The organism is Delftia sp. K82, assembly GCF_002193035.1.
Classification (GTDB): domain Bacteria; phylum Pseudomonadota; class Gammaproteobacteria; order Burkholderiales; family Burkholderiaceae_C; genus Comamonas; species Comamonas acidovorans.
In genome coordinates, this window is sequence record NZ_MYFL01000001.1 from 3,088,134 (window position 1) to 3,112,013 (window position 23,880).

General features: G+C 65.9%; 22 protein-coding genes and 1 pseudogene. 7 read left to right on the forward strand and 16 right to left on the reverse strand.

Features of this window, described 5'->3' with window-relative positions; translation table 11 throughout:
• Nucleotides 1-108: 108 nt before the first annotated feature.
• The 9 genes and pseudogenes from typA to KDK82_RS13600 form a co-directional block, all read right to left on the reverse strand.
• Complete coding sequence (gene typA / locus KDK82_RS13560; RefSeq protein ID WP_034398352.1) at nucleotides 109-1,935, reverse strand: translational GTPase TypA; 1,827 nt, start codon at nucleotides 1,933-1,935, stop codon at nucleotides 109-111.
• Between the two features lie 23 nt (nucleotides 1,936-1,958).
• Nucleotides 1,959-2,924: a tRNA pseudouridine(55) synthase TruB gene (truB, locus tag KDK82_RS13565; protein WP_012204836.1), complete on the reverse strand. Its 966-nt coding sequence runs from the start codon at nucleotides 2,922-2,924 to the stop codon at nucleotides 1,959-1,961.
• 4 nt (nucleotides 2,925-2,928) lie between these two features.
• A complete protein-coding gene (rbfA, locus tag KDK82_RS13570; protein ID WP_012204835.1) occupies nucleotides 2,929-3,300 on the reverse strand; it encodes a 30S ribosome-binding factor RbfA in 372 nt (123 codons plus the stop codon).
• 6 nt (nucleotides 3,301-3,306) lie between these two features.
• Nucleotides 3,307-6,168 carry a translation initiation factor IF-2 gene (infB, locus tag KDK82_RS13575; protein WP_013803037.1) on the reverse strand — a complete coding sequence of 954 codons (2,862 nt, stop codon included), beginning with the start codon at nucleotides 6,166-6,168 and terminating at the stop codon, nucleotides 3,307-3,309.
• A 23-nt stretch (nucleotides 6,169-6,191) separates the two neighbouring features.
• Nucleotides 6,192-7,679: a transcription termination factor NusA gene (gene nusA / locus KDK82_RS13580; RefSeq protein ID WP_012204833.1), complete on the reverse strand. Its 1,488-nt coding sequence runs from the start codon at nucleotides 7,677-7,679 to the stop codon at nucleotides 6,192-6,194.
• An 87-nt stretch (nucleotides 7,680-7,766) separates the two neighbouring features.
• On the reverse strand, nucleotides 7,767-8,345 hold the full coding sequence (gene rimP, locus KDK82_RS13585) for a ribosome maturation factor RimP (protein ID WP_012204832.1): 579 nt from the start codon (nucleotides 8,343-8,345) through the stop codon (nucleotides 7,767-7,769).
• Between the two features lie 265 nt (nucleotides 8,346-8,610).
• Nucleotides 8,611-9,012 (reverse strand): thioredoxin family protein, encoded by a 402-nt coding sequence (locus KDK82_RS13590; RefSeq protein WP_052155372.1) that lies wholly within the window; start codon nucleotides 9,010-9,012, stop codon nucleotides 8,611-8,613.
• 9 nt (nucleotides 9,013-9,021) lie between these two features.
• Nucleotides 9,022-10,364, reverse strand: a pseudogene (locus tag KDK82_RS13595) (cytochrome c).
• Nucleotides 10,361-11,206 (reverse strand): c-type cytochrome, encoded by an 846-nt coding sequence (locus tag KDK82_RS13600; RefSeq protein WP_088165191.1) that lies wholly within the window; start codon nucleotides 11,204-11,206, stop codon nucleotides 10,361-10,363. The pseudogene KDK82_RS13595 and the gene KDK82_RS13600 overlap by 4 nt, the downstream one beginning before the upstream one ends.
• Before the next feature lie 168 nt (nucleotides 11,207-11,374).
• Here KDK82_RS13600 and KDK82_RS13605 point away from each other — a divergent pair, with 168 nt between their 5' ends.
• On the forward strand, nucleotides 11,375-12,370 hold the full coding sequence (locus KDK82_RS13605; protein WP_088165192.1) for a DnaJ C-terminal domain-containing protein: 996 nt from the start codon (nucleotides 11,375-11,377) through the stop codon (nucleotides 12,368-12,370).
• Nucleotides 12,367-12,702, forward strand: coding sequence for a chaperone modulator CbpM (locus tag KDK82_RS13610; RefSeq protein ID WP_034392145.1), 336 nt, complete (start codon nucleotides 12,367-12,369; stop codon nucleotides 12,700-12,702). Before KDK82_RS13605 ends, KDK82_RS13610 begins: the two co-directional genes overlap by 4 nt.
• 88 nt (nucleotides 12,703-12,790) lie before the next feature.
• Here the strand turns inward: KDK82_RS13610 and KDK82_RS32785 are convergent, their stop codons facing one another.
• Entirely contained in the window at nucleotides 12,791-12,952 is a 162-nt protein-coding gene (locus tag KDK82_RS32785; protein ID WP_012204826.1) for a hypothetical protein, read from the reverse strand.
• 244 nt (nucleotides 12,953-13,196) lie between these two features.
• Between KDK82_RS32785 and KDK82_RS13615 the strand changes: the two genes are divergently transcribed.
• The gene (locus tag KDK82_RS13615) at nucleotides 13,197-13,823 is read left to right on the forward strand and encodes a lipocalin family protein (RefSeq protein WP_034398350.1); all 627 of its coding nucleotides are present in this window, start codon (nucleotides 13,197-13,199) and stop codon (nucleotides 13,821-13,823) included.
• 18 nt (nucleotides 13,824-13,841) lie between these two features.
• On the opposite strand, the gene KDK82_RS13620 is transcribed toward KDK82_RS13615, so the two are convergent.
• The 4 genes from KDK82_RS13620 to KDK82_RS13635 all read right to left on the reverse strand — a co-directional run bounded on the left by KDK82_RS13620 (nucleotide 13,842) and on the right by KDK82_RS13635 (nucleotide 19,740).
• Complete coding sequence (locus tag KDK82_RS13620) at nucleotides 13,842-15,530, reverse strand: ABC transporter ATP-binding protein (protein ID WP_088165193.1); 1,689 nt, start codon at nucleotides 15,528-15,530, stop codon at nucleotides 13,842-13,844.
• Nucleotides 15,527-16,654 (reverse strand): ABC transporter permease, encoded by a 1,128-nt coding sequence (locus KDK82_RS13625; protein WP_225614193.1) that lies wholly within the window; start codon nucleotides 16,652-16,654, stop codon nucleotides 15,527-15,529. Before KDK82_RS13625 ends, KDK82_RS13620 begins: the two co-directional genes overlap by 4 nt.
• 143 nt (nucleotides 16,655-16,797) lie before the next feature.
• Nucleotides 16,798-17,826: a microcin C ABC transporter permease YejB gene (locus KDK82_RS13630; RefSeq protein ID WP_013803046.1), complete on the reverse strand. Its 1,029-nt coding sequence runs from the start codon at nucleotides 17,824-17,826 to the stop codon at nucleotides 16,798-16,800.
• Between the two features lie 96 nt (nucleotides 17,827-17,922).
• Nucleotides 17,923-19,740, reverse strand: a complete 1,818-nt coding sequence (locus tag KDK82_RS13635; protein ID WP_088165195.1) for an extracellular solute-binding protein — start codon at nucleotides 19,738-19,740, stop codon at nucleotides 17,923-17,925.
• Between the two features lie 124 nt (nucleotides 19,741-19,864).
• On the opposite strand from KDK82_RS13635, the gene fabI reads away from it, so the two are divergent.
• Nucleotides 19,865-20,665 carry an enoyl-ACP reductase FabI gene (gene fabI, locus KDK82_RS13640; protein ID WP_012204820.1) on the forward strand — a complete coding sequence of 267 codons (801 nt, stop codon included), beginning with the start codon at nucleotides 19,865-19,867 and terminating at the stop codon, nucleotides 20,663-20,665.
• On the opposite strand, the gene KDK82_RS32790 is transcribed toward fabI, so the two are convergent.
• Entirely contained in the window at nucleotides 20,662-20,820 is a 159-nt protein-coding gene (locus KDK82_RS32790) for a hypothetical protein (RefSeq protein WP_179217904.1), read from the reverse strand. The genes fabI and KDK82_RS32790 overlap by 4 nt on opposite strands.
• 120 nt (nucleotides 20,821-20,940) lie before the next feature.
• Between KDK82_RS32790 and KDK82_RS13645 the strand changes: the two genes are divergently transcribed.
• The 3 genes from KDK82_RS13645 to KDK82_RS13655 all read left to right on the forward strand — a co-directional run bounded on the left by KDK82_RS13645 (nucleotide 20,941) and on the right by KDK82_RS13655 (nucleotide 23,047).
• Nucleotides 20,941-21,393 (forward strand): hypothetical protein, encoded by a 453-nt coding sequence (locus KDK82_RS13645; RefSeq protein ID WP_224986008.1) that lies wholly within the window; start codon nucleotides 20,941-20,943, stop codon nucleotides 21,391-21,393.
• 62 nt (nucleotides 21,394-21,455) lie between these two features.
• Entirely contained in the window at nucleotides 21,456-22,091 is a 636-nt protein-coding gene (locus KDK82_RS13650; protein WP_012204818.1) for a superoxide dismutase, read from the forward strand.
• A gap of 35 nt (nucleotides 22,092-22,126) precedes the next feature.
• A complete protein-coding gene (locus KDK82_RS13655; protein ID WP_012204817.1) occupies nucleotides 22,127-23,047 on the forward strand; it encodes a ZIP family metal transporter in 921 nt (306 codons plus the stop codon).
• Between the two features lie 24 nt (nucleotides 23,048-23,071).
• On the opposite strand, the gene KDK82_RS13660 is transcribed toward KDK82_RS13655, so the two are convergent.
• Nucleotides 23,072-23,803 carry an IclR family transcriptional regulator gene (locus tag KDK82_RS13660; RefSeq protein ID WP_012204816.1) on the reverse strand — a complete coding sequence of 244 codons (732 nt, stop codon included), beginning with the start codon at nucleotides 23,801-23,803 and terminating at the stop codon, nucleotides 23,072-23,074.
• Nucleotides 23,804-23,880 lie beyond the last annotated feature (77 nt).

Consider the following 23,880-nt stretch of genomic DNA (forward strand, 5'->3'; position numbering starts at 1 on the left):
CCGCTCGCCTGAACGGCACGCCACAAAAGACAAAGGCCGCAGATGCGGCCTTTGACAGTCAGGGCGGTGAAGCCATGCGGCTTGCGTGCGCCCTGGTCGCTACAGCGCTTATGCGCCGCGCGAAGCGCGCTTGCGCTCGTTCTCGGACAGGTGGCGCTTGCGAACGCGGATGCTCTTGGGGGTGATTTCCACCAGCTCGTCGTCCTCGATGAATTCCACCGCGTATTCCAGCGACAGGTCGATCGGGGGAGTGATCTTGATGGCATCTTCCTTGCCGGACACGCGGAAGTTGGTCAGCTGCTTGGTACGCGTGGCGTTGACCACCAGGTCGTTGTCACGGCTGTGGATGCCGATGATCATGCCTTCGTACACGGGATCGTTGGCCTTGACGAACATGCGGCCACGGTCGTCCAGCTTGCCCAGGGCGTAGGTGAAGATTTCGCCTTCGTCCATGGAGATCAGCACACCGTTCTTGCGGCCGCCGATTTCGCCCTTGTGCGGCTCGTAGCTGTCGAAGATGTTGGAGATCAGGCCGGAACCACGGGTCAGGTTCAGGAATTCGTTGGTGAAGCCGATCAGGCCACGCGCAGGAATGCGGTACTCCAGGCGCACGCGGCCGCGGCCATCGGGTTCCATGTTGACCAGCTCGCCCTTGCGCTCGCCCAGGGCCTGCATCACGCCACCTTGGTGGCCTTCTTCGATGTCGGCCGTCACCAGCTCGATAGGCTCGTGGCGCACGCCGTCCACGTCGCGGTAGACCACGCGGGGCTTGGACACGGCCAACTCGTAGCCTTCACGGCGCATTTCTTCCAGCAGGATGGTCAGGTGCAGTTCGCCGCGGCCCGACACTTCGAAGATGCCGTCTTCGTCGGTTTCCTTGACGCGCAGGGCCACGTTGGAACGCAGTTCCTTTTGCAGGCGGTCCCAGATCTGGCGGCTGGTCACGAACTTGCCTTCACGACCTGCCAGCGGCGAGGTGTTGACGCAGAAGTTCATGGTCAGCGTGGGCTCGTCGATCTTGAGCATCGGCAGCGGCTGGGGGTTCAGCGGGTCGGTCAGCGTGACGCCCATGCCCAGGTCGGCAATGCCGTTGACCAGCACGATGTCGCTGGGACCGGCTTCGGTCACCTGCACGCGGTCAATGCCCTGGAACTTCAGAACCTGGTTGATGCGGCCCTTGTAGCTCTTGCCGTCAGGACCTTCCATGACCAGCACGTCGGTCGAAGGCTTGAGCGTGCCGGAAGTGATGCGGCCCACGCCGATACGGCCCACGAAGGTGGAGTAGTCCAGCGCCGAGATCTGCATTTGCAGCGGAGCGGCAGGATCGCCCTTGACGGCGGGAACGTGCTTCAGGATGGTGTCGAACAGGGCCGACATGTCGGGGCCCCACTGTTCGCCGGGAGCGCCTTCTTCCAGCGAGGTCCAGCCGTTGATGCCCGAGGCGTACACCACGGGGAAGTCCAGCTGCTCGTCGGTGGCACCCAGCTTGTCGAACAGGTCGAAGGCGGCGTTGACCACGTAGTCGGGACGCGCACCGGGCTTGTCCACCTTGTTGACCACGAGGATGGGCTTCAGGCCCAGGGCCAGTGCCTTCTTGGTCACGAAGCGCGTCTGGGGCATGGGGCCTTCCTGCGCGTCGATCAGCAGCACCACGCCGTCCACCATGGACAGGGCACGCTCCACTTCACCGCCGAAGTCCGCGTGGCCGGGTGTGTCGAGGATGTTGATGTGCGTCTCGTTCCAGCTCACGGCGCAGTTCTTGGCCAGGATGGTGATGCCACGCTCGCGTTCGATGGCGTTGTTGTCCATCACCGTGTCCACGACTTTCTCGTGTTCGGCGAAGGTTCCGGATTGGCGCAGCAGCTGGTCCACCATGGTGGTTTTGCCGTGGTCCACGTGGGCGATGATCGCGATATTGCGGATTTGTTTGCTCATAGTGTTTTCCCATTGCCGCTGCGTCATGGGCGCGGCGTGTCTTCCAAAATCTGTTGAATTTCCAGTGAACTGAGCAGGCGCCCGGGGATCAGTTCCCCACGCACCACGCGCCCCACTCCCAGCAGAGCCTGTGGGTTCTCGCCATACACAGCCACCGCCTCGGCATCGGCCCAAGCGCCCTTGCGGGGCAGGCCCGTGAGAAAACGGGCCGCATCTTGCTCGCCCAGCGTGACAGCCGTGTGGCTGGCCAGCAAGGCGTCGACAGGCTGCAACTGCTGCAGACGCTCGCCCTCGCCCATGGCGGCCAGCGCCTCCAGCGAGATACAGCGCTCGACACCCAGCCCCCCGGTGTCGATACGGCGCAGCGCGCGCAGGTGCGCGCCGCAGCCCAGGGCCTCGCCCACGTCCTCGGCCAGCGTGCGGATGTAGGTGCCCTTGCTGCAGGTCACCAGCATCCGGATCGCAGGCAGGCCTTCGCTGTCTTGCGTCAGCGAAAGCTCCAGTGCGTGGATTGTCACTTCGCGCGCCGGGCGCTCGACTTCGATGCCGGCACGCGCATATTCATAGAGAGCCTTGCCGTCCTTCTTTAGGGCGCTGTACATGGGTGGCACCTGGCGGATCGCACCCGTGAACTGCGCCTGCACGGCGGCCAATCGCTCGGCCGTGAGGGCGGCGAGGTCAACGGCGCGCTCGCGCAGCACCTCGCCCTCGGCATCGGCCGTGGTCGTGGTCTGGCCCAGGCGCGCAATCGCCTCGTAGGTCTTGGCAGCTTCAAGCTGCAACTGGCTGAACTTGGTCGCCGCACCGAAGCACAGCGGCAGCACGCCGGTGGCCAACGGGTCCAGCGTGCCGGTGTGTCCGGCCTTTTCAGCGCGCAGCAACCACTTGACCTTTTGCAAGGCGTCGTTGCTGGACAGCTCCAGCGGTTTGTCGAGTAGCAACACCCCATGCACAGGGCGCCGCTGCACCCTTGTGCGTGGCGCGTTCATGGGGCTACTCTTCCTTTCCGCGCGAAGAAACGGCCTTGGCGATCAAGGCGTTCATGTCGGCCGCACGCTCGGAGGTGCGGTCGTAGATGAAGTGCAGCGTGGGCACTGTGTGGATATGCAGGCGCTTGAACAGGCCATTGCGCAGGAAGCCTGCGGCTTGGTTCAACGCTTCCTGCGTCGCCTGTGGATCGCCCACGAGCAGGCTGAAGTAGACCTTGGCGTGGGCATAGTCCGGAGTCACCTCCACGCTTTGCAGCGTGACCATGCCCACGCGCGGGTCCTTCAACTCGCGCGCGATCAGCTCTGCCAGATCACGCTGGATCTGGTCAGAGACTTTGAAGCTGCGATTCGGCGCAGCGGACTTGCGTGTTGCCATGGCGAATTACAGCGAGCGCGCGATTTCCTTGATCTCGAACACTTCGAGCACGTCGCCTTCGCGAATGTCGTTGTAGTTCTTGAGCTTGATACCGCACTCGAAGCCTTCCTTGACTTCCTTGACGTCGTCCTTCAGGCGCTTGAGCGATTCGATCTCGCCCGTGTAGATGACCACGTTCTCGCGCAGCAGGCGGAAATGCGCATTGCGCGTGACCTGGCCTTGCGTGATGTACGAGCCGGCCACGGTGCCGATCTTCGAAGCCACGAACACGGTGCGGATCTCGGCCATGCCGATGATCTCTTCCTTGCGCTCGGGAGCCAGCATGCCGGACATGGCCGCCTTCACCTCTTCGACTGCGTCGTAGATGATGTTGTAGTAGCGCAGGTCCACATCGTTGCTCTCGGCCGTCTTGCGCGCCTGGGCATCGGCCCGGACGTTGAAGCCGATGATGATGGCCTTGGAGGCCAGCGCCAGGTTCACGTCGGACTCGCTGATGCCGCCCACGCCCGAGTAGACCAGCTGAACGCGGATCTCGTCGGTCGAGAGCTTGAGCAGCGATGTGCCCAGCGCTTCCTGCGAGCCCTGCATGTCGGCCTTGATGATGATGGGCAGGGTCTGGACCTCGCCTGCACCCATTTCGGCAAACATGTTCTCGAGCTTGGCAGCCTGCTGGCGGGCCAGCTTGGTGTGACGGAACTTGCCGGCGCGGTAGGTCGCGATTTCGCGGGCACGACGCTCGTCCTGCAGCACCATGAAGTCGTCGCCGGCCTGGGGCACGTCGGACAGACCCTGGATTTCCACCGGGATGGAGGGGCCGGCAGACTTGGTCTGCTTGCCGTCTTCGTCCAGCATGGCGCGCACGCGGCCGTAGGTCTGGCCTGCCAGCACCACGTCGCCCACCTTCAGCGTACCGGACTGCACCAGCACCGTGGCCACAGGGCCGCGGCCCTTGTCCAGCTGGGCTTCGATGACCAAGCCCTTGGCAGCGGCTTCCACGGGAGCGGTCAGCTCCAGCACTTCGGCCTGCAGCAGAACCTGCTCCAGCAGCTCGTCGATGCCCTGGCCGGTCTTGGAGGACACGGCGATGAACGGGGACTCGCCGCCGTACTCTTCAGGCACCACCTGCTCGGCCACCAGGCCTTGCTTGACGCGGTCGAGGTTGGCATCGGGCTTGTCGGCCTTGGTGATGGCAACCACGATGGGCACACCAGCCGCCTTCGCGTGCTTGATGGCTTCCTTGGTCTGGGGCATCACGCCGTCGTCGGCCGCGCACACCAGGATGACGATGTCGGTGGCCTGGGCACCACGGGCACGCATGGCCGTGAAGGCCTCGTGGCCCGGGGTATCCAGGAAGGTGACGATGCCGCGGGGCGTCGTCACATGGTAGGCACCGATGTGCTGGGTAATGCCACCGGCTTCGCCCGACGCAACCTTGGTGCGGCGGATGTAGTCCAGCAGCGAGGTCTTGCCGTGGTCCACGTGGCCCATGACGGTGACCACGGGAGCACGCGACTCCTGGGCAGCTTCCTGCTGGGACACTTCCTCGGCCGTGAAGGCTTCGGGATCGTCCAGCGCGGCGACCTTGGCCGTGTGGCCCATTTCCTCGACCACGATCATGGCCGTGTCCTGGTCCAGAGGCTGGTTGATGGTGACCATCTGGCCCATCTTCATCAGCACCTTGATCAGCTCGGACGCCTTGACCGACATCTTGTGCGCCAGCTCGGCCACGGTGATGGTCTCGGGCACGTGCACTTCGATGGCACGGAATTCCGCTGCCGCGCTCTGGTGCTGACCGTCATGACGGTCATTGCCACGACGGCCGCCACGCGGGCCGCCGCGCCAGTTGGAACGGCCACCCACGCCACCGGAGCTGTCGCCACGGGTCTTGATTTCCTTCTTCTTGCCATCGCCAGCCCAGCTCGACGAGAGCTTGGCGGACTTGACTTCCTTGCCGGCACCGGCAGGCGCACCCGCACGCGCACCGGCTCCACCGGCGGTCGTGCCAGCGGGCTTGTGTAGCGTGGTCTTCTTGGCATCGCCGGCAGCGGGCGCTGCAGGCTTGGCAACGGGCTTGGGCTCTTCAGGCTTCTTGGCCACGAGCACCTTCTTGGGCGCAGCCATCATGGCGCGAATGGCTTCGGCCTCGGCCAGCGCCTTGCGGCGGCGGTCTTCCAGATCCTTGGCGCGTTCGGCTTCCTCGGCCGCGCGGGCCTTGGACTCTTCCTCGGCCTTGACGCGAGCCGCAACCTGGGCTTCGGCGCGCGCGGCCTGGCCTGCAGCCTGCTCACGCGAAGCTTCCTGCTTCGCGCGGTTGGCCTCGAGGATCTTTGCGGCTTCTGCAGCCGCATAGGCGCTTGCGCGCTCTTCGGCTTCTCGTTCGCGTTGTTGAACTAGTTCGCGCTCTTCGCGCTCACGGCGTTGCTGTGCCAATTCTTCCTCCTCGCGGCCGATCATTTCGGCCTGGCGACGTGCTTCCCCTTCGCGGCGCACCAGATCCTGGGACTCGCGCTCCGATGCCGCGCGCTGCTCCTGGGCAGCGGCAACGACAGCGGGATCGGAGGCGCCCTCGGCGACCTCGTCACGCTTGACGAAGGTGCGCTTCTTGCGCACTTCCACCTGGATGGTGCGGGCGCGGCCCGACGAATCGGCCTGCTTGATCTCGCTTGTGGACCGTTTGGTCAGCGTGATCTTCTTGGCGCCACTTCCGTGGCTGGCCTGCAGATGGCTGAGCAGTTGCTGCTTGTCACCGTCGGTCAACGCATCCGATGCGTTGTCCTTGGCGACGCCTGCAGCCTTGAGCTGCTGCAGCAACGTGTCAGGGGTCTTGTTGAGCTCTCTTGCAAACTCGGCAACCGTATTACTGGACATATATGCTCTGAACCTCCCTGACCTTACTCTTGCCCTTCGGTGAACCAGTGTTCACGCGCCTTCATGATCAAAGCCTTCGCTTCTTCCTCGGTCTGCCCGGTCAGCTCGGTCAACTCGTCGATGGCCAGATCGGCCAGATCGTCTCGGGTGTGCACATCGGCCTCGGCCAACTTGTCCACGATCTCCGGAGTCATTCCCTCGAGCGTCAGCAGATCCTGCGACACTTTGCCCACGTTTTCCTCGTGCGCGATTTCCTGCGTCAGCAGTGCATCTTTCGCCCGGGTGCGCAACTCGTTCACCGTCTCTTCGTCGAACGCCTCGATTTCGAGCATTTCCTGCAGCGGCACATAGGCCACTTCCTCCAGGGTCTCGAAACCTTCCTCGATGAGGATGTTGGCGATTTCCTCGTCCACATCGAGCTTTTCCATGAACAGCTGGCGCGCAACAGCGGACTCGTCCGCCTGCTTTTGCGCAGACTCAGCCGCGTCCATGATGTTGATCTTCCAGCCGGTGAGCTCGGAAGCCAGGCGAACATTCTGACCGCCACGGCCGATGGCGATGGCGAGGTTTTCCTCGTCAACCACCACGTCCATGGCATGCTTTTCCTCGTCCACAACGATGGACGACACATTGGCCGGAGCCAGCGCGCCAATCACGAACTGTGCAGGGTCTTCGGACCACAGCACGATGTCCACGCGCTCGCCAGCCAGTTCATTGGTGACGGCGTTGACACGGGTGCCTCGCACGCCGACGCAGGTGCCGATGGGATCGACACGCTTGTCATGGCTGAGCACGGCGATCTTGGCGCGGCTGCCGGAATCGCGAGCGCAGCTCTTGATCTCCAGCAGGCCCTGCTCGATCTCGGGCACTTCGTTGCGGAACAACTCGACCATGAACTCGGGCGCCGAGCGCGACAGGATGATGGGCGCGCCGCGCAGCGTGGCGTCCACTTCCATGATCATGGCCCGCACGCGGTCGCCGTTGCGCAGGTTTTCCTTGGGGATCATCTCGTTGCGGCGCAGGCGTCCTTCGACACGGCCGGCCTCGACGATGATGTCGCCCTTGTCCATGCGCTTGACGGTGCCCGTGAAGATCCGGTCGCCGCGCGACAGGAACTCGTTGAGCAGCATTTCGCGCTCGGCGTCACGGATCTTCTGCAGGATGACCTGCTTGGCCGCCATGGCGCCGATGCGGCCAATGGGCACCGACTCGATCTCTTCCTCGATGTACTCGCCTTCGGAGATACCGGGGACGCGGTCCTGTGCGTCCATCAGCATTTCTTCGGCATCGGGGTTTTGCAGGCCCGCATCATCGGGCACCACCAGCCAGCGGCGGAAGGTGTCGTAGTTACCGCTATCGCGATCGATGGCCACGCGGATGTCCACCTCACCTTGGTACAGCTTCTTGGTGGCCTGGGCCAGGGCCGATTCCACTGCACCGAACACCAGATCGCGCTCCACGTTCTTTTCGCGCGAAATGGCTTCTACCAACATCAACAATTCGCGATTCATGCGACGACTCTCCTATTTCAATCACACAGGAAGGGGATGGCAGTGCCCTTCCTGCCCCAATGATTCGACGTACCCTGCCTGCTCCGATCAGACCGGCTTGGCAGAACGCCCCTTGAAATCCACGATGGGAGCCAGACGCGCCTCGCGCAGCTCCTCCAGAGTGAAGCCCAGCGCCTGCAGGGGCGCGGGAACACGCTTTTTGCTGACCTTCTGGCCAGGCTTGACGGGTGGCTCGTCGCTCCAGACGATCTGCCAGCCACCATCTTCGGCACGCTCCAGCGTGCCGCGGAATTTCTTGCGATTGGCGCTGACCTGCCCTTCAGCGGCGGCGCCGATGGGCTCCTTGAGGGTCAGGTCGATGACTTCACCGACAAAGCGGGTGAAGTCCTGCTCGTGCCGCAGGGGGCGGTCGATACCAGGGGAGGAGACCTCAAGGCGCGTGTAATCTGCGCCATCAACCTCAAGCGCGAACTGCAGCTGGCGCGTGATCTTCTCGCAGTCCTCGACTGTCACGAACTGCTCCGGCACCACCGGCCCGCCCTCCACCGGGGGCTGCCAAGGCAAATCAATTGTGACGCGCAACAGCCCGCCCGCCGAGCGTTCTATTTCCACCAGGTCATAGCCCAGACCTGTCACGGTTTGTTCAACGATTTGCTGTAGTGCCACGTGTATTTAAATTCAGTCCTGCAAACACAAAAGACCCGGAACGCCCCTGAAACATTGGCAGCAGCCATGTCCCAACAGCGCCGAGCCCCATGGCAATCCCGAAGGTCGCCCGAAGATCGCCCAAAAAAAAGGGCGGTTGGTACCCGCCCGTTTGGTCGTGAATATGCCATTGTATCCGCAAACGACCTTCAGGCCAAGCCCGCCCCGCACAAAAGCGGGGACAGGACGGGGTGCTCAGGCCCGCCCGCGCACCCTTGGCCCGGCGTCAGGCGCCAACGCGCTCCAGCGCCTGCGCCGACTGGAGCCGCCGCAAGAGGGCCTGCGCCTCGGCGGGATCGGCAGGGGCCGCGCCCGGGTCCTGGGCCAGTGACTGCAGCATGCGCGCCACAACCCCTGCCTGGGGCAGCACCGGCCCCAGAAAACGTGCACGCTCGCCATCGGCCACCAGCAGCGAGGGGAAGGTTTCGATGTCCAGGTCTCCGGCCACGTCCTCGCGGTCCTCGACATCAAGCCAGACAAAGCGCATCTGCGGGAACTGGCTTGCCAGTTCCGCAAACGTGCTTCGGTATTGGTTGCAAACGCCACACCATTGCGCGCACAGGCAAACCACCCACCAGGGGCGGGTGGCGTCGCTGTCGTCCGGCAGCTTGCCGGCCATTGAATCCATGAAAGCCTCTCAGAAACCACGCCCTTCCCGGGCGCGATAAACCTCCATGTTACCGATTTCCGCCGCCTTGTTGCCCCAGGCGTTGCGCACATAGCTGGCCACGGCGGCCACCTGTGCGTCGGACAGCACATGACCGAAAGGTGGCATGCCGTGCGGCTGCGGCTGCTGCCGGGTGGAGGGTGGGTAGCCCCCTCCAGCAACACCAGCAACAGGTTGCGCGGCTCGGCCAGGGTCACGGAGGCATTGCCCGCAAGCGCGGGAAACGCGCCCGGCGTTCCCTGGCCCTCGGCCCCGTGGCAAACCGCGCATTGCCGCTCGTAGATGGCCCGCCCCAAGGCCATTTGCCCGGATGGCACGGGCGCGGCAGCAGGCCTGCTCCTGGGCGGGCCTGCTGCCGCGCCCTGCTCCTGCAGGTAGGAAGCAAGTGCCTGCAGATCCTGCGGCTGCCAGTGCTGGGTGCTGCGCGCCACAACTTCGGCCATTGGGCCCAACGCCGATCCCGAAGCACCCGAACCCGTCTGCAGCAACTGCACCCATGCGGACTCCTGGCCCGCGCGCACGCCGGCTTCGCCGGGGTCAAGCAGCGACGGCGCATACCAGGCCTGCCCTGCCACAAAGCCACCGGACATGGCCTGGGACGAGGCGCCCATGCCGTTGCGCGGTGCATGGCATGCCGCGCAGTGCCCCAGGCCCTGGGCAAGATAGGCACCGCGATTCCAGGCAGCCGCCTTCTGCGGCCGGTCCTGCCAATCCTGCGGGGTGAAGAACAGCGCGCGCCAGACAGCCAGCGAGCCCTGCCAGCCATAGGGAAAGTCCAGCGCATGCCGGGGCACCTGCGCGCGCACGGCGGGCAGGCTTTGCAGATAGGCAAACAATGCGTCCGAGTCGGCGCGCGTCACATGGGTGTAGCTGTCATATGGAAAGGCCGGATACAGCAGGCGCCCTTCCCGTGACCGCCCGTTATGCATTGCACGCCAGAAGTCCTGGGCCGTCCACAGCCCCAGGCCACTTTCCTTGTCAGGCGTGAGATTGCTGGTGTACAGCGTGCCGAACGAGGTGGGCAGGCCCCGCCCGCCCGCATACTCGGCGCCGCCAGCCGCCGTATGGCAGCCTGCGCAGTCGCCCACGCGGGCCAGGTAGGCACCGCGCTCTATCAAGGCAGTTGGCGTTTCGCGCGCGCCTGACCAGCCGCCATGGCCGTAGGCGTGCACGCCCTGCTCACCGCGCAGGTTGAGCCAGACCAGGAGCGCGCCCAGCAAGGCGATGATCAGCAACGCCAGCCCTGCCACCCTGGCCAGCCGCCGTCGCCCGTGTGTGTTCCCGCTTGCCGCGTTTTCTGCCAGGGTGTTCATGGCTTACCCTCCTGGCCAGCAATGGCGGCTACAGCGCCGCAGCGCAGCGGCATGGGCAGGGCCAGGGCTTCATGTCCGCCCGGCGCCGCCAGTGCGGGGCGCGATGACAGCCAGGCCGTGACGGCTACGACCTCCTGCGCCGTCAGCGCCTTGGCCACCTGGTCCATGCAGTCGGGCGCTGCCGCCTTGCGCTGGCCGGAGCGCCAGGCACCGATCTGGCTGTTCAGATAGTCGCGCGACAGGCCCAGCAGGCCCGGAATATCGTCACCCGCACCCATGAGCCGCTCACCATGGCATGCAGCGCAGGCGGGCAGGCCGCGCTGCGCGTCGCCCCGCAAGACCAGTTGCTCGCCACGGGCGAGTTCAGCGGGCGGCAGTTGCGCCGGCACGGGCGGGGCATAGGGGAGCTCCAGGCCTGCGAAGTGCGTGGCGATCTGGCGCAGATAGTCGTCCGACATGAATTCGATCAGCCGGTTCATGGCGGGATAGCTGCGGCGCCCTTGCTGGAAGTTCTTGAGCTGGCGGTACAGATAGCCTGCGGGCTTGCCCGCAATGCGCGGAAAGTAGCCGCTGGGCGTGGCCCGGCCCTCGGGACCATGGCAGGCCGTGCAGGCCAGCACCCTGGCGGCCATGGACCCCACATCGGGCAGCGGGGCGCTGACCACGGCGGGCGGCAGGTCTGCCATGGGCACGCCCGGTGCTGGCTGCATGGTCTGCGCGGTCTGCGCCATCACCCCGCAGGTTCCACACGCGCCGGCCACCAGCCATGCGCCCAGCAGGGCCCTCCATCCCCTGGAGCCTGTGCGCCCCCGCCCAGCCCGCCACCGACTGCCATGTGCCATGTCCGACGCCTCCTGTTCCGTCCTGCCGACGCGCGAATGTAATGAACCCGTCACAAGATGCCAGTCAAGCAGGAAAAGGCCCATCGGTTGAGACCCTGCCATGACCGGGCTATGCTGCCTTCGGGTTTGTCCAGAACATCGCCCGCAAGGGCCGGAGGACGGAAATTCATGGATTACAAGGACTACTACCGCATCCTGGCCGTGGACAGGCAGGCCAGTGCCGATGACATCAAGAAGGCCTACCGCAAGCTGGCGCGCAAGTACCACCCCGATGTCAGCAAGGAGGCGGACGCCTCCGAGCGCATGGCCGAAGTCAACGAAGCCAATGCCGTGCTGTCGGACCCCGAAAAGCGCGCAGCCTATGACGCCCTGGCCGATGCGCCGCGCCGCAGCGGGCCCGGCGCCGGCGGCTTCCAGCCACCGCCCGGCTGGGAAGGGCAGGACTTTCACTTTCGCAGCAGCGACGGCGCCATGCCGGAGGGCGACGCGGACTTCAGCGAGTTCTTCTCACAGATGTTCGGCCAGGGCGCGCGTGCCCGCCATGCGGGCGGAGGCGGCCAGCATCGCTCCCCGCCTGACCTGCGCGGGCAGGACCAGCACGCCAGCATCGAGCTGGACCTGCTGGACAGCTACCAGGGCGCGCAGCGCAGCCTGCACCTGCGCACCACGGTGCTGGATGACGACGGACACCCCGTGGCGCGCGACAAGGAATTGCAGGTCAGCATTCCCAAGGGCGTGCGCGAAGGCCAGATGATCCGCCTGGCCGGACAGGGCGGCCCGGGCCTGGGCAACGGCCCGGCAGGCGATCTGCTGCTGGAAGTGCACCTGCGCCACGACCCGCGCTGGTGGGCCGAAGGCAAGGATGTCTACCAGCCCGTGTCCCTGGCCCCGTGGGAAGCCGCACTGGGCGGCCCGGTCCGCGTGGCCACCATTGCCGGTGAATTCGAGGTCAGCGTGCCCGCAGGCAGCCGCGCTGGCCGCAAGTTGCGCATCAAGGGCAAGGGCTTGCCCGCCGCCACGCCGGGCGACCTGTACCTGGTGCTGGGCATCGCCCTGCCCGAGCCCAAGACCGACGCCCAGCGCCAGGCCTATGCAGCACTGGCCCAGGCCTTTCCCTCGTTCGATGCCCGCCAGCACGCAGCGGGCCAAGGAGCCACGCGATGAGCACGCCGCTGTACCCCTTCTACGAGCCCGCAGAACTGCTGGACGAAGGCGCTCTGGACCTGCAGGATCTGGCCCGCCACTGCCAGCGCAACACCGCCTGGGTGGTGGAGCGTGTGCAGACCGGCGTGCTGTACTGCGAAAACGAGCCATCCGGCGAAGCGGCCGCGCCACAGGCGCAGTGGCGCTTCAGCAGCCAGACCCTGGTGCGCGCGCGCCGCATAGCCCATCTGGAGCACAGCTTCGATGCCGACCCTCAGCTGGCCGCGCTGACGGCGGACCTGATCGAGGAAGTGCAGATGCTGCGCCGCAAGCTTCAGGCACTGCAGCATTGAGAACGCCGCCTCAAAAGCAAAAGCCCTCGAAAGAGGGCTTTTGCTTTCAGAACGCGGCCGCAGCAGGCGCGCATGCGGCCCGCCGTGCTCAGCGGTGACGCTTGCCGGGGTTCTTCTTGGTGTGGGTGTGGGCGCCACGGGCGCGGCTCACGCGCTGGCCACGGCCGGGCGTCGGCAGGGTGACGCCGTTGGGCAGGGGGGGCTGGGGAGTGAACTTGCGGTCGGCTTCGGTAACGATCTTGTTGCCCATGGCATTTCCTTCTTCAAAAAAATGAGAACGCGCAATTAGGCCATAGACCTGCATGACCGCGCACAAAAAAACACATGGCCTGCTCTGGCATAGGGAAAGTTCCAGCGTTGCGCGGCCCGCACAGCACCGGCGCAGGCAGCGCCGGCCTACACTGCGGCCCGGTTTTCTGTCCTAAAGTAGGAGCACGCTGCCAAGCGCGCAAGACCCTGGCATGCACGTCTGCCTGAACACGGAGTTCCGCACCATGTCACCCCGCCACCCCAATACAGAGTCAACCACCCCATCCACTTCCCGCCCCGCCTGGGTGCTGCCCACGGCCGGCCTGGCAGGGCTTGCCGTAGGCGCCGCCGCAGCAGCGTTGCTGTGGAAGGGCCTGCGCAACCCGCCCATCCCTCCTACCGTGGAGCCGGTGCGCGGCTGGGACATCCAGCGCTACATGGGCCGCTGGTATGAAGTGGCCCGCATCGACCACAGTTTCGAAAAAGGCCTGGAGCGCACCCAGGCCGAGTACACACAGCTTCCCGACGGCACGGTGCATGTGCTGAACCGGGGCTACGACGCCCGCCACCGGCGCTGGAAATCCTCCGAGGGCAAGGCCCGCACGGTGCACGGCCCGGACGTTGCGGCGCTCAAGGTCTCTTTCTTCGGCCCGTTCTACGGCGGCTACAACGTGGTGGCTCTTGATGCCGAGTACCGCTGGGCCATGGTGGTGGGATCGGACCTGCGCTATTTCTGGATTCTTTCGCGCACGCCCGAACTGGCCGACGGCGTGGCGGCACGCCTGCTGGCGCAGGCCCGGCTGCTGGGCGTGCCCGTGGACAAGGTCCAGTGGATCCTGCAGGACGGAGTCAATCCCACGGGCAGCTGGTAGCGCGGTCAGGCAGCGGCCTCAGAACCCCTCGGGCATGCCTTCGCCCGAGAAGCCGGCGGCCTCCACCAGCCGCTGCGTGTACGCCTGGCGCGGCGCGCCCAGCACCTGGGCGACGGGGCCGGATTCGACGATGGCGCCATCCTTCATGACCACCACGTCATGGGCCATGGCGCGGATCACGTCCACGTCATGCGTGATCAGCAGATAGGCCAGGCCCCGCTCGCGCTGCAGCCGTTGCAGCAGGCCCAGCACCTGCTGCTGAATGGTCACATCCAGCGCGCTGGTGGGCTCGTCGAGCACCAGCACCTCGGGCTCCAGCACCAGGGCGCGTGCAATGGCGATGCGCTGGCGCTGGCCTCCCGAGAATTCGTGGGGATAGCGGTCAAGCAGGCCGGGAAACTGTTCCTGCGTCAGGCCCACGGCCGACAGCATCTCCACGATGCGGTCGCGTTGCTGCGGCGCCTTCAGCGACGGCGCATGCACGCGCAGGCCCTCGCCAACGATCTGCTCCAGCGTCAGCCGGGGCGACAGCGATGAATACGGGTCCTGGAACACCACCTGCACCTTGCGCCGCAGCGCACGGTTGGCGGGCGAGTTGCGCGTGGCTGGCTGCTGCCAGGCATGGCCGGCAATGCGCAGCCGTCCTTCATGGGGCAGCAGCCCCAGCACGGCCTGGGCCAGCGTGGATTTGCCCGATCCCGATTCACCGACCACACCCACGGTGCGCCCGGGCAACAGCGCCAGGTCTGCGGACTGCACGGCGACGAAGCGCCCCTGGCCGAACCATCCGCGCATGCCTGCCAGCGGCACCGGATAGCTGACCTTGAGGCCCTGGGCCTGCACCAGCGGCTCGCCAGCCGTGGCCTCGGCGCCTGCCTCCACCTCGATCAGGTCGCGGCGTGGCACGCTGGCCAGCAGCTTGCGCGTATAGGCATGGCGCGGAGCCGCCATGACCGCCGACACCCCGCCCTGCTCCACCAGTTGTCCACGCTCCATCACCGCCACGCGGTCGGCAAAGCGCCGTACCAGATGCAGGTCGTGCGTGATCATCAGCACGGCCATGCCGGTCTGGCGCTGCAGGTCATCGAGCAACTGCAGGATCTGGCCGCGCAGCGTGACATCGAGTGCCGTCGTCGGCTCGTCGGCCAGGAGCAGGCGCGGGCTGCTGGCCAGCGCCATGGCGATCATGGCGCGCTGGCGCTGCCCGCCACTGAGCTGGTGGGGAAAGGCGCGGGCGCGGCGCACAGGCTCGGCAATGCCGGTGGTCGCCAGCAATTCGGTGGCCTGGACCAGGGATTGCGCTCGCGTCAGCCCTTGCTTGAGGCGAAGCACCTCGCCCACCTGCTCGCCCACGGTCATCAGCGGGTTGAGCGCCGTCATGGGCTCCTGGAAAATCATGGCCACGTCGCCGCCGCGCACGGCGCGCATCTCGCGCTCGGGCAGGCGCAGCAGGTCGCGGCCGTCGAACAGGGCCTGGCCTCCCAGCTGAGCGTCTCCAGCCAGCCGCAGCAGCGACAGCGCGGTGATGGTCTTGCCCGAGCCGGACTCGCCCACCAGCGCCAGCTTCTCGCCTGCCGCCAGGTCGAAGCTCACGCCGTGCACCACATCCTTGCTGCCGAAGCGCACGCGCAGGTTGCGCACGGACAGCAATGTCCGGCCACGGCCGGGGGGCGAAGGTATCTCCATTGCCGGCTGCTCTGCGTTCATGCGGCGTCCTTTGCATCGACACCGGGGGCGGCATCGCTGGCAGCGGCCTTGCGCGGGTCCAGCGCATCGCGCAGCGCATCGCCCATGAAGGTCAGCAGCAGAAGCGTCACCACCAGCACGGCAAAGGTGGACAGCGAGATCCACCAGGCATCGATGCTGTTCTTGCCCTGGTTCAGCAGCTCACCCAGGCTGGGGGTGTCAGGCGGCACCCCCAGCCCCAGGAAGTCCAGCGAGGTCAGGGCCAGGATGGCCGCACTCATGCGAAACGGCAAAAAGGTCACCACGGGCGTCATGCTGTTGGGCAGCAGATGGCGCCAGATCAGCGCGCCATTGCCCACGCCCAGCGCCCGCGCCGACTTCACATAGTCCAGCTGGCGGTTGCGCAGGAACTCGGCACGCACGTAGTCCGACAGGCCCATCCAGCCGAACAGCGACAGCAGCACCAGCAGCAGCGAGACGCTGGGCGCCAGCACCGCGCTGAAGATGATCAGCAGATACAGCTCGGGCATGGAGCCCCAGATCTCGATGAAGCGCTGGAATGCCAGATCGGTCCTGCCGCCGAAAAAACCCTGGACGGCCCCCGTCACAACGCCCAGCACCACGCCCGACGCCGTCAGCGCCAGCGCAAACAGCACGCTGACGCGAAACCCGTAGATCAGCTGGGCCAGCAGATCGCGCCCCCGGTCATCGGTACCCAGCAGGTTGTCGCGCGAGGGCGGCGCCGGATTGGGCGAGGTCGCAAAGTAGTTCAGCGCCTGTGGCCCATAGGGATTGAGCGTGTACAGCGCCCAGTTGTCGCCCTGGCGCAGGCGGTCGCGGATGAAGGGGTCCAGGTAGTCGGTGGCCGTCTCAAAGTCGCCGCCGAAAGTCTTCTCGGAATAATCGTTCCACAGCGGCCAGTAGGTCTGGCCCTCGTAGCGCACCACCAGGGGCCGGTCGTTGCTGATCAGCTCGGCGCCCAGGCTCAGCACCACCATCACGCAAAAAGCGACCAGGCTCCAATACCCCAGCCGATTGCGCCTGAACCGCATCCAGGCCCGCCGCGCCGGCGACACTGCCACCACAGCCAGCGGTACAGGCGCTGCCCCGGGCAGCCCTGCGCCTGGAGCGGCAAGGGAGTGCATCTCAGTTTCCATGTTGCTGCATCACAGTGGCGCGACCGCCCAAAGTCAGGGACACCAGGCAAGGGCCTGCGCCAGCCGCCAATGGCCCGAACGCTCCCCCCGCAAAGCAAGAGGCGGAGACGGCGCAGCCGTTCAGGGGGCGCTCAATCAAACCGTACACGCGGATCCACCCACACATAACAAAGGTCACTGACCAGCTTGGTCACCAAGCCGATCAGCGTGAACAGATACAGCGTGCCCAGCACCACGGGATAGTCGCGCCGAATCACGCTGTCATAGCTGAGCAGGCCCAGGCCGTCCAGCGAGAACAGTGTCTCTATCAGCAGCGAGCCCGTGAAGAAGGCGCCGATGAAGGCGGCCGGAAATCCGGTGACGATGGGGATCAGCGCATTGCGCAGCACATGGCGGTAGAGCACCTGCCGCTCGGACAGGCCCTTGGCACGCGCAGTCAGCACGTACTGCTTGCGGATCTCTTCCAGGAAGGCATTCTTGGTCAGCATGGCCGTGATGGCGAAGCTGCCCGCCACCATGGCCGTCACCGGCAGCGCGATATGCCAGAGATAGTCCACAATGCGCGCGCCCCAGGACAGCTCGTCCCAGTTGGAGGAAGTCAGCCCGCGCAGCGGAAACCACTGCAACTGGCCGCCAAAGATCACCAACAGTGCCACGCCCAGCACGAAACCCGGAATCGCATAGCCGACCAGGATCAGCAGCGTGGTGGCGAAGTCGAACCGCGAGCCGGCCCGCACGGCCTTGGCAATGCCCAGCGGCACGGCAACGAGGTAGCTGATGAAAAAGGTCCACAGTCCCAGGCTGGCCGAGACCGGCAGCTTCTCCTTGATCAGCTGCCAGACATCCTTGTTCTGAAAGAAACTGCGCCCCAGGTCGAACCGCGCGAACTGCCCGAGCATCTGGAAGAAGCGCTCATGGGCCGGCTTGTCAAAGCCGTAGAGGGCCTTGATCTGCTCAATGCGCTGGGGGTCCACCCCCTGGTTGCCACGGTAGGCCAGGCCACCGCCTTCGCCGCCACGGCCCACGCTGGCCTTGGCCTCGGCCAGATACTGCTCGACCGGGCCACCGGGCACGAACTGCACGACCACGAAGGTCAGCAGCAGTACGCCCAGCAGGGTCGGCACCATCAGCAGCAAGCGTTTGAATATGTAGGCCCACATAAGAAGTCTTGCATTATGTCCATTGCGGGGAGGGGCCCCGGCCGGGGGACGCCCTCATCATGCAACGGATCGCAACGACACAGCCGCAACGCCGGCTCATGGAGGCGGCGCGGTCAGCACCGGCATGCGGGCCCACCAGGTGTCCATGGCCCAGCTCTCGCCCTTCGCATAGGCCGGAACCACGGCCGGTCGCACCAGGCGCCAGGAGTCGTAGACCATGCGGTGCGTGCCCGCGCTCCACTGCGGAATCAGATAGTGGCCGTGCGTGATGATGCGTTCGAGTGCGTGGCAGGCAGGCAACAGTTGCGCCTCTGTCTTGGCCTCGGTCATGCGGCGGATCATGGCGTCGACCGCCGGGTTCTTCACGCCGGGGAAATTGCCGGAACCCTCGGTTGCCGCCGCCTGGCTGCCGAACAGGTCGGCGAATTCCTGGCCCGGATTGTTCGTGCCCTGGTAGGCGATGGAGATGATGTCGTAGTCGAACTTCTCCACGCGCTGCTGGTACAGCGCATAGTCCGCCGAGCGAAAGCGCAGCCGGATGCCCAGCTTTTCCAGATTGCGTATCCAGGGCGAGACCTGGCGTATGCCCGAGTCGCTGCTGTCCAGGTACTCCAGCTCCATGGCCTGGCCCCGCGCGTTGCGCAGCACGCCATCCTGAATGGTCCAGCCGGCATTGGCCAGCAGTTGCCGCGCCTGGCGCAGATTTCCGCGCAACGAGCTGTCGCCATCGGTGCGCGGCGGCTCGGCCATGGGGCCGAAGGCCTCCGGCGGGATGCTCTTGCGCAAGGGCTCCATGAGCGCCAGCTCCTCTGGCGAGGGCTCGCCATGGGTCTCGCAGGCCGTGTTGCCGAACAGCCCGCGCACGCGCTGGTAGGAACCGTAGAACATCTGCCGGTTCATCCACTCGTAGTCCATGGCCAGGCCCAGGGCGCGGCGCACCCGAACGTCCTGCAGCACAGGCCGGCGCACGTTGAGCACATAGCTCTGGAATCCCGATGGCAGCTTGTTGCTGAACTCGCCCTTGACCAGCTCGCCCCGGTCGAAACGCTTGCCGTACAGGCGACGCGCCCAGTCGCCGGCGCTGTAAAAGCGCATGAGGTCGAACTCCCCGGCCTTCAGCGCCTCCAGCCTCGCCGTGTTGTCGCGGTAGATCTTGACGGAAATGCGATCGAAATTGGCCGTGCCCACGCGCACAGGCAGATCGCGGCCCCAGTAGCCCGGGTCACGCACATAGGTGATGTCCTTGCCGAATCGCACGGGACCTATCTTGTAGGGCCCGCTGCCGATGGGCGTGTCCGTCACCACCTGGTCGAAGGGCTTGGCCTTGCCGTTTTCCACGCCCCAGTCGCGGCTGAACACTGGAATGGCCCCCACGGTCAGCGGCAATTCCCGGTTCGGCTGCTTGAAGCGAAAGCGCACGGTGCGTTCGTCCAGCACATCGACGCCCGCCACATCGAAGAACAGCGTTCTGTAGCCGGGCAGTGCATGCGGGCCCACCAGCGTGTCATAGCTGAACTTGACATCGGCGGCCAGCACGGGCTTGCCGTTGTGAAAGCGTGCCTGGGGCCGCAACCGGAATGTGGCGGACAGGCCGTCGGCCGCGGCCTGCACATCCTCGGCCAGCAATCCGTAGCCGGTGGCGGTCTCGTCCAGCGAGGGCCACAGCAAGGTGTCGAACATCAGCTCCGCCAGATAGGCGGGCGACGACCCCTTGATGGTGAACGGGTTGTATTTGTCAAAGGTGGAGATGCGCAGATTGCTCACTAGGCGCAGCTCGCCGCCCTTGGGGGCCTTGGCGTTGACATAGTCGAAATGGCTGAAGCCCTCGGCATAGCGGGGCTCGCCCCACAGGGCATAGGCATGCGAGCTCCAGGCCGGCGCACACGCCGAGGCCAGCAGCAGCGAAGAAATCATCCAATGGCGCATGCGACAATTCTGCACCACGCAGCCAGCCCTTCCGCTGGCAAACGCTGACGCGGGCCCCGGCCATCGCCGCCAGCTGGTGCGCACTTCCACTCACTTTCTCTGGAGAACAACAATGGGCTTTCTCGCCGGTAAAAAACTGCTGATCACGGGCGTTCTGTCCAACCGCTCCATCGCCTACGGCATCGCCAAGGCCTGCCATGCACAGGGCGCGGAGCTGGCCTTCAGCTATGTGGGCGAGCGCTTCAAGGACCGCATCACCGAGTTCGCCGCCGAATTCGACTCCAAGCTGATCTTTGACTGCGACGTGGCAGACGATGCCCAGATCGACAAGCTGTTCGCGGACCTTGGCGCGACCTGGGGCAAGTTCGACGGCTTCGTGCACAGCATCGGCTTTGCGCCGCGCGAGGCCATCGCCGGCAACTTCCTGGACGGCCTGTCGCGCGAAGGCTTCAAGATCGCGCACGACATCAGCGCCTACAGCTTCCCCGCGATGGCCAAGGCGGCCCTGCCCTACCTCAACGACAAGTCCTCGCTGCTGACCCTGTCGTACCTGGGCGCCCTGCGCTCCATCCCCAACTACAACACCATGGGCCTGGCCAAGGCATCGCTGGAAGCCTCGGTGCGCTACCTGGCCGAGGCCGTGGGCCGCACGGCAGACGGCCGCGCCATCCGCGCCAACGGCATCTCGGCCGGTCCCATCAAGACCCTGGCCGCCTCGGGCATCAAGGACTTCGGCAAGCTGCTGGGCCGCGTGGCCGATGCATCGCCGCTGCGCCGCAACGTGACCATCGAGGACGTGGGCAATGTGGCCGCCTTCCTGCTGTCGGACCTCGCCTCGGGCGTGACGGCCGAGATCACCTACGTGGACGGCGGCTTCAGCCAGACCGCAGGCCTGTCGGCCGACCAGGTCTAAGTCACCGCCAGACTGTGACCCGCCCCGCAGGCATTGCCGCCTGCGGGGCTTTTTTTCGCCTGGAATCCAGGCACCCGCATCCTGCCGATGCGCGAAAGGAAATACACATCGGATTGCATACGGTCATTTTTGTTTTGAATGAGAATGATTCTCATGAATAATACAATTCTCAAATCAATATCAAAGAACCTCTGAAAACCTCGGAGCCAGCAGATATGCAAGCAACCTCTGACCTCAGTCTGCCCTCTCCCGTCCCTGCACCCTCCCAAGCATCCTTGAATCAATGGGAGCAGCTGGCGCGCCGCGCCCATGGGCATTTCCATGCAGGCCAGATCGAAAGCGCGCTCGCCATGCAGATGAAGGCCCTGCATGTGGCGCAGCGCCTCATCGCCGGCCCGCTGCTGGCGGAACACGCCGATCACTGCATGGCCGCCTGGGTGGTCTCCCACCACAACCTGGCCGAGTTGCTGGCATTGCGCCAGCAGCCAGCACTGGCCATCGAATACCTGTGCGAGGCGCACCAGGGCCTGCTGGCCCTGGGTGATGCGCGCCACCATGCGGCCGCCGTGTGCAGCGCCGCCTGGCGCCATATGCGCGAAACCCATTCAGCCCTGCTGCAGTGGCAGCGCCAGCACGGCAGCCAGCCCCGCATCGATGCAGCGCTTCAGGCCTCGGCCCGCGTCTTCGACTGCACGGCTGCGGCCCTGCCGCCCCGGCTGGCGCATTGATTGCCGCCGCACAGACATCGCAACGCACCGATTTTTTCCCCGTAGTCCCTGAAAGAAACCACATGAGCAACTACACCCTGCCTCCCCTGAACTACGCCTACGACGCGCTGGAGCCCCATATCGATGCGCAGACCATGGAGATCCACTACACCAAGCACCATCAGGCCTATGTGAACAACCTGAATGCCGCGCTCAAGGACACGCCGCACGGCAGCCAGCCCGTGGAGCAGTTGATCGCCGACCTGTCCCTGCTGCCTGAAGGCGTTCGCGGTGCCGTGCGCAACAACGGCGGCGGACACGCCAACCACAGCCTGTTCTGGACCGTGATGGCCCCGGTGGACCAGGGCGGCGGCGGTGCTCCCTCGGGCGAACTGGCCCAGGCCATTGACCGGGAACTGGGCGGCTTCGATGCCTTCAAGGCCGCCTTCACCCAGGCCGCGCTCACGCGCTTTGGCAGCGGCTGGGCCTGGCTGGTGGTGGGCAAGGACGGCAAGCTGGCCGTGGAAAGCAGTGGCAACCAGGACAGCCCGCTGATGGCCGGCATCGGCTCCGGCGCCACCCCCATCCTGGGCCTGGACGTGTGGGAGCACGCCTACTACCTCAAGTACCAGAACCGCCGCCCTGAATACATCGCGGCGTTCTACAACGTAGTCAACTGGGCCGAAGTGGCCCGCCGCTACGCCGCCGCACGCGGCTGAACGGTCCGCAACGCCAACCTCTGACCTCGACCAGCATGGATCTGCCACAACGCTTCCGCTCCAAGACCAGCGTACGGTCCAACATCCGCCTGTGGATAGGCCTGGCCATCATGATGGCCGGCGCCTGGGCGCTCACCAGCCAGTTCTGGGCCTACGCCCAGAACCATCCGGTGGTCTTCCAGGCCCTGGCCGGAGGCTCGGCCGCCGCGCTGGCGACCGCACTGGGCACCGTGCCCGTGATGCTGTCCCAGCGCCTGTCCGAGCGCACGCAGGACACCCTGTTCGGCTTTGGCGCCGGGGTCATGCTGGCCGCCTGCGCCTTCTCGCTGATCCTGCCGGGACTGGAGGCCGTGCGCACCCAGGAACTGTTCGGTGGCGGCAGCTGGGCGGCTGGCGGGGTCATAGGTTCGGCCATCCTGATGGGCGGTGCCGCCCTCATGCTCATGGACAGGCTCCTGCCCCATGAGCACTTCATCAAGGGCCGCGAAGGCCTGGACCCGCAAGGCGCGCGCAAGCTGCAGCGCACCTGGCTGTTCGTCTTCGCCATCACCCTGCACAACCTGCCCGAAGGCCTGGCCATCGGCGTGGGCTATGCGGGCAACGACGGATTGCGCGCCAATGCGCTGGCCACGGGCATTGCCATACAGGATGTGCCCGAAGGCCTGGTGGTGGCCGTGGCCCTGCTGGCCGCAGGCTACAAGCGCAGCTTTGCCGTGTTGCTGGGCATGGCCTCCGGCCTGGTGGAGCCCGTGGGCGCCGTGCTGGGGGCAGCCATCGTGAGCGGCTCGGCAGCCATGCTGCCGTGGGGCCTGGGCTTTGCAGCGGGCGCCATGCTGTTCGTGATCAGCCACGAAATCATTCCCGAGTCGCACCGCAAGGGCCATGAAGCCTTTGCCACGGGCGGCCTCATGCTGGGCTTCGTGCTGATGATGGTGCTGGACACGGCCCTGGGCTGAGCCAGCGCACCGCGCACGCCTGGCTCAGGGCAGCAAAAGCCCCAGTTCCCGCGCCGCCGCCAGCACATGGCGGGCGTGGCGCTCTTCATAGCGGTGGGCTGGCATGGTCAGTGTCAGCGCCGCTGCCAATTCCCCATCGCGCTTGAACACGGGGGCAGAAATCCCTGCGATCTCGCGGTGCCTGTCTCCCACCATGGCGCAGTAGCCATCGGCACGCACACGGGCCAGTTGCGTGCGGCTGCCGCCGCGCGATGCGGCGTACAGCTCGGCATCGAAAGCCGACAGCACGCGCCCGCCTGCGCCCTGGCCCAGCGGCAGCAGATCGCCCGTGCGTGCGTGGTCGCGCACGGGATGGGGCGAATCCACGCGGTACAGGCACAGCCGGTCCTGGCCCTGGCGCACGTGGTAGGCCGCACTTTCGCCCGTGGCCTGCACCAGAGTGCGCAGCACGGGCATGACCACGCTGTCCAGCGAGAAATGCCGGGCATAGACGGTGTTCAGCCGCGCCACGGCCGGGCCCACGGCGTAGCGGCCGTCATCCATGCGCAGCACCCAGCCGCCATGCTCCAGCGAGGCCAGCAGCCGCAGCACGGTGCTCTTGTACAGGCGCGTGCGCTCCGACAACTGGGCCAGCGTCAGCCCGTCGTCGCCGTCGCGAAACGCTGCCAGCAGGCTCAAGGCCCTGTCCACGGCCGCCACGCCGCCCGGCGCGGCGTTCTCGTCGGCCACCGATTCCGTCACTGATTTGCGAGGCATAAAAAGGCACCCAAGGGAAAACCCCAGGCACGCAGGCTTGACGATGGCGCGTGCAGCAGGGAATATTTCAATAGAGA

Coding starts and splice junctions, on each gene's coding strand:
- KDK82_RS13590 (WP_052155372.1), bottom strand. CDS start 9,012: ATGGATTCAATGGCCGGCAAGCTGCCGGACGACAGCGACGCCACCCGC.
- KDK82_RS13615 (WP_034398350.1), top strand. CDS start 13,197: ATGTCACCCCGCCACCCCAATACAGAGTCAACCACCCCATCCACTTCC.
- KDK82_RS13605 (WP_088165192.1), top strand. CDS start 11,375: ATGGATTACAAGGACTACTACCGCATCCTGGCCGTGGACAGGCAGGCC.
- KDK82_RS13600 (WP_088165191.1), bottom strand. CDS start 11,206: ATGGCACATGGCAGTCGGTGGCGGGCTGGGCGGGGGCGCACAGGCTCC.
- KDK82_RS32785 (WP_012204826.1), bottom strand. CDS start 12,952: ATGGGCAACAAGATCGTTACCGAAGCCGACCGCAAGTTCACTCCCCAG.
- fabI (WP_012204820.1), top strand. CDS start 19,865: ATGGGCTTTCTCGCCGGTAAAAAACTGCTGATCACGGGCGTTCTGTCC.
- typA (WP_034398352.1), bottom strand. CDS start 1,935: ATGAGCAAACAAATCCGCAATATCGCGATCATCGCCCACGTGGACCAC.
- KDK82_RS13625 (WP_225614193.1), bottom strand. CDS start 16,654: ATGCACTCCCTTGCCGCTCCAGGCGCAGGGCTGCCCGGGGCAGCGCCT.
- nusA (WP_012204833.1), bottom strand. CDS start 7,679: ATGAATCGCGAATTGTTGATGTTGGTAGAAGCCATTTCGCGCGAAAAG.
- KDK82_RS13610 (WP_034392145.1), top strand. CDS start 12,367: ATGAGCACGCCGCTGTACCCCTTCTACGAGCCCGCAGAACTGCTGGAC.
- KDK82_RS13660 (WP_012204816.1), bottom strand. CDS start 23,803: ATGCCTCGCAAATCAGTGACGGAATCGGTGGCCGACGAGAACGCCGCG.
- KDK82_RS13630 (WP_013803046.1), bottom strand. CDS start 17,826: ATGTGGGCCTACATATTCAAACGCTTGCTGCTGATGGTGCCGACCCTG.
- KDK82_RS13635 (WP_088165195.1), bottom strand. CDS start 19,740: ATGATTTCTTCGCTGCTGCTGGCCTCGGCGTGTGCGCCGGCCTGGAGC.
- rbfA (WP_012204835.1), bottom strand. CDS start 3,300: ATGGCAACACGCAAGTCCGCTGCGCCGAATCGCAGCTTCAAAGTCTCT.
- KDK82_RS13655 (WP_012204817.1), top strand. CDS start 22,127: ATGGATCTGCCACAACGCTTCCGCTCCAAGACCAGCGTACGGTCCAAC.
- truB (WP_012204836.1), bottom strand. CDS start 2,924: ATGAACGCGCCACGCACAAGGGTGCAGCGGCGCCCTGTGCATGGGGTG.
- KDK82_RS32790 (WP_179217904.1), bottom strand. CDS start 20,820: ATGAGAATCATTCTCATTCAAAACAAAAATGACCGTATGCAATCCGAT.
- KDK82_RS13650 (WP_012204818.1), top strand. CDS start 21,456: ATGAGCAACTACACCCTGCCTCCCCTGAACTACGCCTACGACGCGCTG.
- KDK82_RS13620 (WP_088165193.1), bottom strand. CDS start 15,530: ATGAACGCAGAGCAGCCGGCAATGGAGATACCTTCGCCCCCCGGCCGT.
- infB (WP_013803037.1), bottom strand. CDS start 6,168: ATGTCCAGTAATACGGTTGCCGAGTTTGCAAGAGAGCTCAACAAGACC.